The organism is Fictibacillus sp. 23RED33 (genome assembly GCF_015903925.1).
GTDB lineage: Bacteria > Bacillota > Bacilli > Bacillales > Fictibacillaceae > Fictibacillus > Fictibacillus phosphorivorans.
The window spans coordinates 507,279-519,849 of the sequence record NZ_JACZDX010000002.1 but is presented as its reverse complement, the minus strand read 5'-3'; the positions used below and the strand labels follow the sequence as shown (position 1 = coordinate 519,849).

Genomic DNA, 12,571 nt, shown 5'->3' with positions numbered 1-12,571 from the left:
CTTTTTATGATTGGTATATCCTCCTTTAATTAAATTAAGCTCCTCTTTTCTCTATAAAATCAAAAGATGATTTTTGTTCAATTTTCATTTCTCGCTCCTTATTCAAACGAACGTCTTTCTTCTTTTTAACATGCCTTGTTTGAATGTGCTGCTGAAAGCCTTCACCAATCAGCTGAAAAGCATAGATGGCGATTCCGAACATGATGATCGGACCGAGTGCGATGTAGGGATTGGCATGAATCTGGGTGTAATAATCGCCAACAAGACCTGACCACTCATTTGACATTGATTTTGGCGGATCCGCCATCATCGGATTAAAATCAATATCCGTCCCTCCAAAAAACAACTTTAAATATCCAAGATGCGTAAAAATTATCAACACTTGCACACACTGCTGACACCAAACAATTACAAGCTTTGGTAACATGTGAGGAATAACATGTTTCATAAAAACACGCCACCTGGATGCACCTAACAGTTGCGCACTTTCAATAAAGTCTTCTTTCAATATTGAGGCCATCATATTTCCGATCATTGAGCCTAGAAGGGGTACTACGAGCAACGTCAAAATAATAACCTCAAGGCTTACCCTTGCAAAAAACGAATAAAGGAAAAATTCTTCTCCTTGAGCATTCAGCTGCTCCCTTAAAATTGGCCCTAGTATAAAAACAGCTATGATTGTAAGTGGAATAAAATAAAACGAACTAAGAAGCTGATCTAAACCTTTTCTGATGTTATCTGGTAGATAGAATGCAAAAGGAATAGCCACGATAAAACTGAAAAGAACACGAAATACACCGATTGCTATAACGGCAATTAAGGTGAATTTTGCACCTTGGAGTACTTTATGGCTGATGTCATATCCAAGTGGATCTGTACCAAGAGGAAACATGAGCGAAGGGTCAAAAGGTGCACCACCTATCAGGTTTTTCTGATTATCATAAAGCAGCTGAACTTGACGAACTTTGCTATCATAAAACAATTCGAAACCTAAGCTAGAGATGATAAACACGATTAGAATGAAAAACCCTATCCAAAACTTCACGCTCCGAATCATACCCATTCTCCTCTCTTCGTAAAATGAACAATGACCCATTCGAAAAGAGCATACAAAAGAAAAAATGGAATGACGAGAAGTATGAGACAAGCAGCAAGCATTTCTGGTCTAAAATCGCTATACATGTAATGAGTGATTCCATGGATATTAAAGATGATCTCAACAAGAAGCAAGTTAGAGATCATAAACCATAAGACTGATTTTGAAAAATGGAAGATACCTTCACTTGTATTTCTCGTGACATGTACGACAAGTACGTATATCCGTCTCATACCTTTTGCTAAACTCATCTCAACATACTGTTTGCTAAGCTCTTCTTCAGCAAGAAGTATCATCATCTTATAAAAGTAAACAAAGGGCAGAATCATCAAGCAAACAATAGGTACGATATAGATCCTCTCTTCCGCTCCCATCGAAGCCACATTCGATACAAGTACTCCTGTCTTCTTATAAATAAGAACAATCCCCATCTGTACGAGGGCAAAAACAAGCAGATCTGGCAAGGACTCTAAAAAGGTAAGTAGATTTTTAATAGCTCCCCTTATGAACATTGGCAGCATTAACGTAACCCACGTGAGCAGTTGCGCCATACAAAAAGCAATCAACAATGCCCCAAAAAGAATGGAAAGTGAATAAATATATGGCGACCATATATCATCTAAAAATAACCTCGGCTTGCCTTGGTTGAAGTAAGTCATCTGATTCAATTGAAAGATATCTCTACAAACATCCTTGATCTTATTGAAATACATACTTACATTCTTGTTCATGATTAATTCTGGTAGTCCACTGATTAAAATAATGGAAACGATCGTTAAAATCAGTTGCATCAACAGTTTCTTAATAATCTTCATAACGCTCCCCCTTCTTCTACCTTTTAGACGTTTGAAGCCAATATTTTCATTCACTCTTTTACTTTTGGAGGATAAAAAGGACAAAACAATCCATATTAAGGAAGAGAAAATTATACGGAATTGAGGACTGACTATGTGGAATAAGATCATGACTGGAGTTCTATTAACTGCTTGTTTAAGCTTCTTCTTTCCCCTCACCTCTGAAGCAAAAGAACCCCTAACTTATTTCCCAATCGTAAAAAAGGGGGAGGTTGTAGAATGGGAGAAAGTAAACAAACTCCTTCCTAAAGGTGCTACATTTAAAGTCGTAGATCTAGAGACCGGCTTTTATTTTCAAGTACAAAGAAGGGCTGGCAATAAGCATGCCGATGTACAGCCGTTGACCCGCGATGATACAGCTGTTTTAAAGCATCTATATAACGATAAATGGAGCTGGAATCGACGAGCTATACTTATTCCCGTAAAAGGCAGAATGCTCGCAGGCAGCATGCATGGAATGCCTCATGGAGCAGGCGCATTAGAAAACGGATTTCCTGGCCATTTTTGTATACATTTTTTAGGTAGTTCAACACACCGAACACGCAATATTGATCCTTCTCATCAATTTATGATCTTAAAAGCTGGCGGACAACTTTCTAAATACGCAGCTGGAGCAAGTGCGAAACAAGCAGTTTCTATGTTTTTAGTCGGCATGAAACAGCAAGACATCAAATTAGCTATGCCTGTCCTAAACAGGAACCTGCTTGAAGACTCGACCGTTACGGAGCTGTTCAAAGGAATCACAAGTATGCAATATGAGATCAGATCTCCAAGTACTAGGTATCCTCCTGTTGTTCGAACTGAAATAAGAGCTAGAGTAAAAAAGTACGATGATAACGGATTACAAACAGATACATTTACCTTTTTAATGGAACGAAAATCAATGACAGACGGCTGGAAGATTATGAAGATCAGATTCTAAAACCTGAAGAAGCCCCTTCTTTAGGTTTTTTTTGGGCTGTTCTCGTAAACTTTGTTGCTTTTAGGAGTGTTGATTTCCGTTCCAGGCTGCTCGCTTTCCGCGGGGCAGGCGGTGAGCCACATTTGGGCGTTTCACTTTTAAGTGTCTCACCTGCCAGCCTGTCCCACAGGAGTCTCGCACCTTCCACTCCAATCAACAGTCAAAGAGGTAGACAAAAGATATTAAATCAACAATCTTTTAGAAAATAGCCTTTTGTTTTGAGAGTGGTGGGGATAAAAAGAAAATCGGTTCTCATACCTGTTTTTACATTGTAATCTTATTTCCTGATTTTCAGTCAATCCTCATATCAATCACCCTTCAGAACTAAAACACGAATAAAAGTATATTTTTTTATTAAATTGTTCGTATTTTAGTTGAAATCCACCTTAATAATTGTTATATTTACCAAGGGAAAAAACAATTCTAGAAAAACTACCAAGTATTTCAAGGGGGATTATTATGAATACCCATTATGATGTAATTGTTGTTGGCGCAGGTCCTGCAGGAATTTTTACGAGCTACGAACTAACGAGACAGCTTCCAGATGCAAAGATTTTGTTAATAGATAAGGGACATGACATCTATGCACGTTCGTGCCCGATTTTAGAAAAGAAAATTCAAAAATGTCCGCCTGCAGCAGGCAGAAAAGAATTTGCCGGTTGTTTACCAGCTTGTTCGATCACAAATGGTTTTGGCGGAGCAGGAGCTTATTCGGATGGAAAGTTCAATATTACGAGCGAATTCGGAGGATGGATGACAGATTACCAATCGGAAGAACAAGTGGTTGAACTTATTAAATATGTAGATGAGATCAACTTAGAGCACGGAGCCACTGATTCAATCACAGACCCTCTTACACCAGAAGTCAAGGATATTGAAAAGCGCGGTTATGCAGCTGGTTTGAAGCTTCTAAGAGCTCAAGTTCGTCATCTTGGTACAGAACAAAACCTTGAAATACTGAAAAGCATCTATGAATACTTAAAAACACGCATTGAGATGAAATATAAAGCTGAGGTTGAAGATCTCATTACCGAACGAACGGCTGAAGGATATGTAGCAAAAGGAATCCTTCTAAAAGACGGAACATCTCTTACATCAGAGAAAGTTGTTATTGTTCCCGGTCGCGATGGTTCAACATGGCTCACGAAAATTCTTAAAAAAAGACGTATAAAAATGACAGCTAACCAAGTCGACATTGGCGTTCGTGTTGAAACTTCTAACTTAGTGATGGAAGAGATCAACAAGCATCTTTATGAAGGTAAATTTGTTTTTAATACATCTGTCGGCACAAAAGTAAGAACGTTTTGTTCCAACCCTTCTGGACATGTTGTCGTAGAGAACCATTCTGGTATCATGCTTGCGAACGGACACGCCTATAAAGATCCTAAGCTAGGCAGTGAGAACACAAACTTTGCACTCCTTGTATCACATCAATTCGCTGAACCGTTTGATCAGCCTACAGAATACGCTCATGAGGTTTCAAGACTTGCCAATCAGCTTTCTATGGGTGGCCTTGTCGTTCAGAAGTATGGTGATATCTTAAAAGGACGTCGATCTACGGATAAACGAATTAAAGAAGGCTTCCTTTCTCCAACATTAAAAGAAGCTGTACCTGGCGACCTAGGGCTTGTGCTTCCTTATAACACGATGAAAAGTTTGATTGAAATGACTGAGGCATTAGATAAAGTAACACCTGGTATCGCATCAGAACACACATTGTTTTATGGTGTAGAAGCTAAGTTCTATTCTGCACGTCCAAAGCTTGATGATAAATTCGAGTCAGAGATCAACGGCCTCTATGTTGGTGGAGATGGTGCTGGAATCACGCGTGGTCTCGCCCAAGCAAGTGCATGTGGCGTATGGATTGCTCAAAACGTTGCAGCTAAGATAAAAGAAAAAACACCAGCGTTGGTTTAAATAACATAAAAAAATGCCTTAGGATCTAATCCTAAGGCATTCTCTTTTTCTTAATTTGTAGAGAAGATGACGATTCTACCTCTTATTACGGCAATGATAAAACCTACAACTGATCCTATGATAGCAGGGAGCAGCCACCCGATTCCATCTGCATAAAGAGGGATATGCAAATAAATTTGTTCGATCGCACCCAGTTTAAGTCCAAAAGCTTTTAATCCATCTGCTATTGAGACAAGTGCAGTTGCTACGATTCCACCGATATATACTTCTTTTCTCCCAGAGAATAAATCATGTAGGAAAGAAAGCAGAATCAAAACAATCGCAATTGGATAGATCGCTGTTAAAACAGGTACAGAAACTGAGATTAACTGTGTTAATCCTAGGTTTGCAATACCAGCACTGAAAACACTCATAAGAAGTACAACTGTTTTATAAGAAACATTCGGGAACATTTTTTTTGCAAATTCTCCACAAGCTGTTACAAGACCTACTGAAGTTGTAAGACAAGCTAGTGCTACAGCTAGACCAAGGAGTACGTTTCCAAACGGTCCAAAAAGTTCTGCTACAACATTCGTAAGGATCTGACCGCCATTATCCGTTTTGCCTAGTGCCTGACTTGTAGCTCCTAAATAAGCTAAAATACCATAAACTGCGGCCAAACAAGTAGCTGCGATCAGTCCTGCCTTAATAACCATCTTGGTTACTTGTTCTTTTTTCATCTCTGGTCGTTTCACTGCTGTGATGACTACGATACCAAACGCAAGTGCTCCTAGTGTATCCATCGTCAAATATCCATCCATAAACCCTTTAACTAAAGGATTACTTGCATAATTAGGAGATGCAGTACCTAGTTTTCCAACCGGAGTAATGATCGCTTTAACTAAAAGAGATACGATAATGAGCAATAATACTGGCGTTAAGATATTACCGATTCGGTCTACAAGTTTTGATGGATTTAACGAAAGCCAATACGTTACGGCAAAGAATACAACTGTAAACAAGAAAAGCGTCAGACCATTGTTCATACTTTCTGGTAAGAAAGGAACGACTGCCATCTCATAAGAAACAGTTCCAGTTCTAGGGATTCCAAAGAAAGGCCCTATGGCTAAATAAAGTATGATTGCGAAAACAGAACCGAATAACGGATTAACTCGTTCCGTTAAGGTTTGTAGGCCACCACCCGTACGTGCTAGTGCGATTACACCCAATAAAGGTAATCCAACTCCTGTTATGAAAAAGCCAACCATGGACTGCCAGACCATTTCCCCTGCTGACTGACCCAATGCTGGCGGAAAAATTAAATTTCCTGCTCCAAAAAATAAAGCAAATAACATTAAGCCCACCGAGAGCGTCCGCTTCTGCATATTAAATTCCTCCTCCGTGGTCATCTATATGATTTCGTTTTTATTGTAATTATCGAATTTTGTCGAAATATTTTTTTATCCATATGTATTTGTAACACGATATGAGATTGGAGTCAATATTCAGATATAATGAATTTTCTAACAAATGTTTTCGTAAGTAAAGGACTGAGACATACTCAGCCCTTTTACTCATTTAACGATTAGTTGGGAACACACGCTTAATCGTATCGTTGAACTCTCTTACAAAACCTGAAACAGGATTTCCTTTGTTAATCTCGTCAGCATATCCGTTCATACGATCGATGAAGTCAGGGTTCGTTGAAACAAAGACATCATTGATATCAGGATCTGTTTTTCGAACGGTATCGCCGATTTTCTTTTCTGTCTCTCTCGAAAGCTTCATGCTCTCGCCGCCTTTAAGCTTTGCAGCTACATAAGCATTGTTCTCTGTAACGATAACGGTCGCATCGTCTACTTCTTTAAGATCTGTTACTTTATTCGCCGCTTTATCTGCTACATCCATACGCGTGTTTTCGTCGTACTGATTATCCATACCCATATCCATGTTGTTGTTCATGTTATCCATATTTCGGTCAGCACGGTTGTCGTAGTTCACTTCAGTCATGTTGTTACGCGCTTCTTTTCCCATGTCCTTGTCGTTGTTGTTCATTCCACAAGCACCTAGAAACGATGATAGCATCACGGCCATTGAAGTAACGAGAATAGTCTTTTTCATTAAATGACACTCCTTTAAAAATTTTTGACTGTCATCTAATAAAATTTGTTTGTTGAAGAGAAAATATACATAGCAATGATTTTTGTTAAAAGACATAAAAAAAAGCCTTCCAGCATTGGAAGACATAATTATTTAAACCATCCATTTGAATAGGAACCTTTGTTTTTCGGTTTAAAGATGAACCAAGCAACAACACTAAGGATTACGATTGTAAATGCGAACAGACCTACTTTATGGATTACTTCCATGACTAGAGCCCATCGACCTGCCAATTGATAGCCGATCACGATAAAGAAGGAACACCAGAACAAAGCACCACTATAAGCGTAAAGTGCGAATTGTCTCCAATTTAAAGAATACATTCCAGCAAAATAAGCGGTCAGGTGTCTTATTCCCGGCATAAAGTAGCCAAAAAACAATGCTGATTTTCCATACTTTAAAAAGAAATTTTGTGTTTTTTCTATTTTTTCTTCAGATACCCCAAATTTTGGGCCTAACTTTTTTAACAGAGGTTTACCACAGATGTTTCCAAAATAATAGCTACCCGTAATACCTGCTATCGCTCCAAAAAAAGCACTCATTACAGCAGGTAAAAAAGGAAGATCTCCTGCAAAAATGAAGTATCCTACAGTGGCCAAAAGGATCTCATCCGGGATAGGTAAGCCGATAATACCTAATGCCAATAGTAGAAAAATACCAAAATAGCTATATTGATGTATGATATTTATTAAGTCAAATTCCATGACGTCACCAACTTCTTTTTTTACACCTTCTACCATTGTAACGATAAATTGGGTAATTTGGAAAGAGGAAAATACATTTCAGTAAAACGCATTGTTATTTTTTCTATGTATTTAAGTCGTTTGTTCGGTACTAGTAGTTAGTATATACGTTATGTCATCCCATGCAAAGCATTCTTCAAACAAATGCTGCTTTCCTATTGTTATCTGTTCTTCATCTATCTTTTTCCCACCTGTTGAAATATATGCTTGTTTGGATGGATTTTCTTTCAATACCCACAGGATCATACTTTTCTTCCCTATTGATGTTAGTTCTTTACAGAACGCCTTAAGCATTCTTGTTCCATGTCCTTTTTGTTGCACTGTTTTTTCAAAGTAAAAAGCATATATCTCACTCTCATATTGATGTTGTGACCTGATCGAACCTCCAGAAATAAAGCCACATAAATGATGATTCTCATCTTCTAAAACAAGAACAATGTGCGATTTCTGGACCAACCATTCACTCCATCTTTGTTCTCTTTCCGTAACTGACATCTGTGATAGATAATCGTCATCTACTAGACCTTTATACGATTGCTGCCAGCTTTTCACGTGTACTTTCGCAATTTCTGCTGCATCTGTTATTTTCGCTCGCCGAATGTTCATGTCTTCTTCCCACCTCTTTTTTTGTTGTGATCATACCCACCATTTACTTTGAGGTAATAGCGTTACACGCAATTAAAACTGCTCTTCAAACCAAGATTTCAACTGTGTAGCATGAACTAAATATTCGGAAGCAGCATGCGATACGCCGATTAAGCTCATTGTACTTTGAGCAATATAGCTTTTCATCTGTTCATACTTCTTTTTACCGTAATCATTATCGATGTGGCAATGCACCTCACCTGTCAAATAGGCTTCTGCACCCATCTTTTCCGCCTCGATCATTGCTTCTACTTTATCACCGCATCCTGCAACAATCGCGATCTTCGTTATGTTTTTATGAATAGGACCATGCACATCAGCATAAGGAATTCCGAACAATTCGGTTGAATGATGAATCAAGTCCTCTGTAGAAGTAGGAGCTATTTCACAAAGAATACCACAAGCTCCATTATCATCCTTCAATAGTTCTCCAATCACTTTTGCGTTTAATGCTTCTCCCCACGCATCACTCGTACTGATTACCCTTGAATAATCGAGTGGTACATGAATCGTAAATACCGATAAACGTCTTTTCTTCATCTGCTGGATAAAATGAGGAGGTATCGGCATAAAACCTCTTCCCCATTTCCCTTTTGGATCTCCGCATTCCATCACAATGGGATGATGCATAAATAACAGATCTCCTGGATGACTTTCAGCAATGAATCTTTCTAAAATTTCTTCTGTAGGGAAAACAGCCAAAAATACTCGATTTACCTTTTCGTCTCCTCTAAGCATGAGTCCGTTGAACAGTTTGGTAAATTCAGGTTGGAACTCATTGCGCCAATCAAAATCGATGAGATCGTAAACCATCGGAAGAAACCTACTGAACGCTGGATCAGTTCCAATATTTCTATATGTAAAAAGTTCATCGATCGCCTCATCTATTCTTTTTAGTTCCACCATCTTGTTTCTTCCTTTCTTTTATAGGGATGCTTGTTGAAGGCGGCCCAAACATTTAGTAACAATTTCTATAATAAATAATCTCTGGATCTCCTTCATCTAAGTTATCGATAAATCCGCTTTTCTTAAAATTGTTCTTGATAAATACCTTTTTCATAGATTCATTTGATTCATTTGTGGATGAGAATAGCTTATTTGTAGGTGAGATCCTACTCATGTGTGTTAACAAACTACTCGCCAATCCTTTTCTTTGATGAGCCGGATCAACCATGATAAGCGATATAAAACAGCAGTCAAAGAAGTGAGTATGATAGATTAAAAAAGCAGCGATTTCATCCTCCTGATAGAGGATAAGACATCTTTCCTCTTTTATCGCATGTTCGAGCTCTTCTTTCCTGTGATCACTTCCTATTATTTTTTTATCTAATTCTATTATTTTTTGAAGATGGTGTTTCTTCGCATACTGAATTTCCATAGTTATCGTCCTTTTGTTTGTCATTATGTTTGGTTTTGCTACAATAAAGTAAAAAGTTGAGGTGTTTTATTTATGGCAATTGTAGATATTACGATCATTCCAATCGGTACTGAAACTCCTAGTGTTAGTGAATATGTAGCTGAAATACAAAAAGTTCTTCAGCAAAACGAAGATAAGGTAAATTACCAGCTTACACCTATGAGTACATTGATTGAAGGCGAGCTTCCAGATCTCTTTCATGTAATTCAGCAGCTTCATGAAGTTCCTTTCTCAAATGGCATTCAGCGAGTAGCCACAAATATTCGCATCGATGACCGCCGCGATAAAAAGTCTACGATGGCAGGAAAGCTTGAGGCTGTCGAGGCTCAGATGAATAAGGAGTAATCGTTGAATCTGGCTGGCACGTGGAATCTCAGCGAACGAGCATATATCTCCGCGAACGAGCATAAATTTCGCTCAACGTCTCCTTAGCAAACATATTTACAAAAAGCTTACTCTTACAGGGGCTATTTCGACCCATCCAGAGTAAGCTTTTTCTTTATTTATTCGCCCTTTGATGCTTTTACTTCTGCTTTTTCCTTTGTTGCCACTGCATTCGGCTCTTTTTTAGCAAATTCGATACGAAGATCGTCGATGCTATTACGAACATTCCCTTTGCCAGAGAAGTTTTCTAGCAGTTCTTTAACATCAATGCCTGAAGATGCTTTTAAAGATTCTTGAAGTGATGACATTAAATTCGTCGCGTAACCCGTAATACGGTTTGCTCCACCGTTCTCACCGCCGCCTGTATCCACGACCGTAATTTTATCGATGTTAGAAAGTGGTGCTGCCACTTGCTTCGCGTATTCTGGAAGCATCTTGATCATCATATCCATCATCGCTGCCTGACCATATAACTCAAACGCTTCAGCGATCTTCTGTTTCGCTTCTGCTTCAGCAAGACCTTTCAGACGGATAACATCTGCTTCGGACTCCCCTTTTGCACGTTCCGCTTCTGCTCTTGAAAGTCCGTCTAGGCGTACTTTCTCTGCTTCGGCTTTTGCCATGGCTTCAACACGATACTTATGAGCATCTGCCTCAGCGACCTGTTTGCGTTTGTCAGCTTCTGCGTTTTGTTCAACTGCATAACGGTCTGCATCAGCTTTCTTCTTAACTTCTGAGTCGTATTGCTTTTCACGACGAAGAATCTCTTTTTCTTCAAGTTCGATCTGCTTTTGACGCTCGATGATCTTAATCTGCATCTGTTGTTCTGTTACTTGCTGTTTTGCGATCGCTTCTTCTAGGTGGTAAGCCTGGTCAGCACGGGCTTTAGCCACATCTTGTTCACGACGGAACTCAGCCACTTTCAACTGATTCATCTTTTCAGCTTCCGCTACTTCTGTCGCGCGGCCTAACTCAGACTGCTTTGCTTCTTTATCTGCTTCAGCACGTTTGATACGCGTTTCTTTTTCAGCTTCTGCCATCGCCATGTCAGCGTCGCGCTTAATCTGTGCGATACGAGGCTTACCAAGAGAATCTAGGTATCCATTCTTATCACGAAGATCTTTGATCGTAAACGATACGATGATCAATCCCATTTTAGCTAGATCTTGAGAAGCTACACGTTGAACTTCCTGCGAGAATTTTTCACGATTCTTATAGATCTCTTCAACCGTCATCGATCCTAAGATAGAACGCAAATGACCTTCAAGGACTTCACGTGCTTCATTTTCACGATCTTCCTTCAACTTTCCTAAGAACTGCTCAGCAGCAGTCGCGATCTCACCGATTGAGCTTCCTACTTTAATGATCGCTGTTCCGTCAGCCATAACGGGAACACCTTGCTCTGTATATACTTCTGGTGTTTGTACATCTAACTTACTCGTTAACAAACTAAGTGGCTTTGCTTGTTGGAAAACAGGAAGTACGAACGTACCGCCTCCACGAACGATCTTAATACGATTGCCTGCTTCGTCGATATTCACGTTCTTGCTTCCTAAGAAGCTTCCTGTTACGATTAATGCTTCATCTGGGCTCGCCGTTCTATACTTTGTAATAAAAACACTAATAAGAGCAACGACTAAGAATACGGCAACCCCGATAACGATAAACAACGGTGAAAAACTCATAATAACCCCTCCAGTTTAATGAATATATGTTTGTTCCACTTGCTCATAACGCATGACGGATACGACTCCTTTTTGGATATCAATGATCAACACTTTTTCACCTTGAGAGATCGGTTTGTTATCCATGCTTATTGCGGATTTAGAGATCCTTCCGCTGATGCCTTCAATTAAGATCTCGCCAAATCCATCCGGCGGAACCGAAGTTATTACGGTGCCCACTCTTCCCTTTAGATCTTCATCTCGATAAGCTAATGATTCTTCCGATGAACGGATCGGCATCAAGACGAAAACGTTTAAAAGAGTCACGAGTAACAGTGAAAGTAATCCACTGAAAACCATAATGAACCAGCTGTTAATTTCAGTCATGATTTCTAATAAATAGCCCGAAGCCGTCCCGATTGTAAAAAAGGATAAGATGAGCGATGGGTGCAAAAAGTCCATTGCTGCATCGAGCATGTCACCAAAAAGAATGTATACAAAAGTGATGCACCCAAAAATGATAAAGCTTCCTAAATAGATCGTAGACAACGGATATCCGAATAGTTCCACGGTCATCTCTCCTGTCTTCATATACTTTTTATTGCAAAGCTATAAATGACCACGCCCTTTTGTCGAATTTGATATAACCTTAACAAAGTGAAACAAAAAAGATTGTAAAATTTTGTCGACAATAATTAATTTCCAATATTGGTTTTATATAGATATTTACGAGAGTTACAGAAAAAAGTTT

At 39.0% G+C, this 12,571-nt stretch carries 13 protein-coding genes; 3 read left to right on the top strand and 10 right to left on the bottom strand.

Going from position 1 to position 12,571, the window contains the following annotated elements:
• Window positions 1–34: 34 nt before the first annotated feature.
• Together IHV09_RS10880 and IHV09_RS10875 are read right to left on the bottom strand one after the other, a co-directional pair.
• Window positions 35–1,057, bottom strand: coding sequence for an ABC transporter permease (locus IHV09_RS10880; protein WP_197264498.1), 1,023 nt, complete (start codon window positions 1,055–1,057; stop codon window positions 35–37).
• A complete protein-coding gene (locus tag IHV09_RS10875; protein WP_197129496.1) occupies window positions 1,054–1,911 on the bottom strand; it encodes an ABC transporter permease subunit in 858 nt (285 codons plus the stop codon). The genes IHV09_RS10880 and IHV09_RS10875 overlap by 4 nt, the downstream gene beginning before the upstream one ends.
• Window positions 1,912–2,044: 133 nt before the next feature.
• Here IHV09_RS10875 and IHV09_RS10870 point away from each other — a divergent pair, with 133 nt between their 5' ends.
• Both IHV09_RS10870 and IHV09_RS10865 read left to right on the top strand, forming a co-directional pair.
• Window positions 2,045–2,872: a hypothetical protein gene (locus IHV09_RS10870; protein ID WP_197264497.1), complete on the top strand. Its 828-nt coding sequence runs from the start codon at window positions 2,045–2,047 to the stop codon at window positions 2,870–2,872.
• 498 nt (window positions 2,873–3,370) lie between these two features.
• A complete protein-coding gene (locus tag IHV09_RS10865; RefSeq protein ID WP_197264496.1) occupies window positions 3,371–4,828 on the top strand; it encodes an NAD(P)/FAD-dependent oxidoreductase in 1,458 nt (485 codons plus the stop codon).
• A gap of 50 nt (window positions 4,829–4,878) precedes the next feature.
• Here the strand turns inward: IHV09_RS10865 and brnQ are convergent, their stop codons facing one another.
• From brnQ to IHV09_RS10835, 6 genes are all read right to left on the bottom strand, one after another.
• Window positions 4,879–6,192 (bottom strand): branched-chain amino acid transport system II carrier protein, encoded by a 1,314-nt coding sequence (gene brnQ / locus IHV09_RS10860; RefSeq protein ID WP_197129486.1) that lies wholly within the window; start codon window positions 6,190–6,192, stop codon window positions 4,879–4,881.
• 193 nt (window positions 6,193–6,385) lie between these two features.
• Window positions 6,386–6,928 (bottom strand): YhcN/YlaJ family sporulation lipoprotein, encoded by a 543-nt coding sequence (locus tag IHV09_RS10855; RefSeq protein WP_197129483.1) that lies wholly within the window; start codon window positions 6,926–6,928, stop codon window positions 6,386–6,388.
• A 128-nt stretch (window positions 6,929–7,056) separates the two neighbouring features.
• Window positions 7,057–7,671 carry a DedA family protein gene (locus IHV09_RS10850; protein WP_197264495.1) on the bottom strand — a complete coding sequence of 205 codons (615 nt, stop codon included), beginning with the start codon at window positions 7,669–7,671 and terminating at the stop codon, window positions 7,057–7,059.
• A 111-nt stretch (window positions 7,672–7,782) separates the two neighbouring features.
• The gene (locus tag IHV09_RS10845; RefSeq protein WP_197264494.1) at window positions 7,783–8,316 is read right to left on the bottom strand and encodes a GNAT family N-acetyltransferase; all 534 of its coding nucleotides are present in this window, start codon (window positions 8,314–8,316) and stop codon (window positions 7,783–7,785) included.
• A 72-nt stretch (window positions 8,317–8,388) separates the two neighbouring features.
• Window positions 8,389–9,261: a Nif3-like dinuclear metal center hexameric protein gene (locus IHV09_RS10840; protein ID WP_197264493.1), complete on the bottom strand. Its 873-nt coding sequence runs from the start codon at window positions 9,259–9,261 to the stop codon at window positions 8,389–8,391.
• A gap of 52 nt (window positions 9,262–9,313) precedes the next feature.
• On the bottom strand, window positions 9,314–9,733 hold the full coding sequence (locus IHV09_RS10835; protein ID WP_197264492.1) for a GNAT family N-acetyltransferase: 420 nt from the start codon (window positions 9,731–9,733) through the stop codon (window positions 9,314–9,316).
• Window positions 9,734–9,805: 72 nt separating this feature from the next.
• Between IHV09_RS10835 and IHV09_RS10830 the strand changes: the two genes are divergently transcribed.
• The gene (locus tag IHV09_RS10830; protein ID WP_197129468.1) at window positions 9,806–10,117 is read left to right on the top strand and encodes an MTH1187 family thiamine-binding protein; all 312 of its coding nucleotides are present in this window, start codon (window positions 9,806–9,808) and stop codon (window positions 10,115–10,117) included.
• A gap of 158 nt (window positions 10,118–10,275) precedes the next feature.
• Here the strand turns inward: IHV09_RS10830 and IHV09_RS10825 are convergent, their stop codons facing one another.
• Window positions 10,276–11,841, bottom strand: coding sequence for a flotillin family protein (locus IHV09_RS10825; RefSeq protein ID WP_197129465.1), 1,566 nt, complete (start codon window positions 11,839–11,841; stop codon window positions 10,276–10,278).
• Window positions 11,842–11,856: 15 nt separating this feature from the next.
• The gene (locus IHV09_RS10820) at window positions 11,857–12,390 is read right to left on the bottom strand and encodes an NfeD family protein (RefSeq protein ID WP_197264491.1); all 534 of its coding nucleotides are present in this window, start codon (window positions 12,388–12,390) and stop codon (window positions 11,857–11,859) included.
• Window positions 12,391–12,571 lie beyond the last annotated feature (181 nt).

Excerpts from the sequence above, each read along its gene's own strand:
- IHV09_RS10880 (WP_197264498.1), bottom strand. The coding sequence starts at position 1,057 with ATGATTCGGAGCGTGAAGTTTTGGATAGGGTTTTTCATTCTAATCGTG.
- IHV09_RS10875 (WP_197129496.1), bottom strand. The coding sequence starts at position 1,911 with ATGAAGATTATTAAGAAACTGTTGATGCAACTGATTTTAACGATCGTT.
- IHV09_RS10870 (WP_197264497.1), top strand. The coding sequence starts at position 2,045 with ATGTGGAATAAGATCATGACTGGAGTTCTATTAACTGCTTGTTTAAGC.
- IHV09_RS10865 (WP_197264496.1), top strand. The coding sequence starts at position 3,371 with ATGAATACCCATTATGATGTAATTGTTGTTGGCGCAGGTCCTGCAGGA.
- brnQ (WP_197129486.1), bottom strand. The coding sequence starts at position 6,192 with ATGCAGAAGCGGACGCTCTCGGTGGGCTTAATGTTATTTGCTTTATTT.
- IHV09_RS10855 (WP_197129483.1), bottom strand. The coding sequence starts at position 6,928 with ATGAAAAAGACTATTCTCGTTACTTCAATGGCCGTGATGCTATCATCG.
- IHV09_RS10850 (WP_197264495.1), bottom strand. The coding sequence starts at position 7,671 with ATGGAATTTGACTTAATAAATATCATACATCAATATAGCTATTTTGGT.
- IHV09_RS10845 (WP_197264494.1), bottom strand. The coding sequence starts at position 8,316 with ATGAACATTCGGCGAGCGAAAATAACAGATGCAGCAGAAATTGCGAAA.
- IHV09_RS10840 (WP_197264493.1), bottom strand. The coding sequence starts at position 9,261 with ATGGTGGAACTAAAAAGAATAGATGAGGCGATCGATGAACTTTTTACA.
- IHV09_RS10835 (WP_197264492.1), bottom strand. The coding sequence starts at position 9,733 with ATGGAAATTCAGTATGCGAAGAAACACCATCTTCAAAAAATAATAGAA.
- IHV09_RS10830 (WP_197129468.1), top strand. The coding sequence starts at position 9,806 with ATGGCAATTGTAGATATTACGATCATTCCAATCGGTACTGAAACTCCT.
- IHV09_RS10825 (WP_197129465.1), bottom strand. The coding sequence starts at position 11,841 with ATGAGTTTTTCACCGTTGTTTATCGTTATCGGGGTTGCCGTATTCTTA.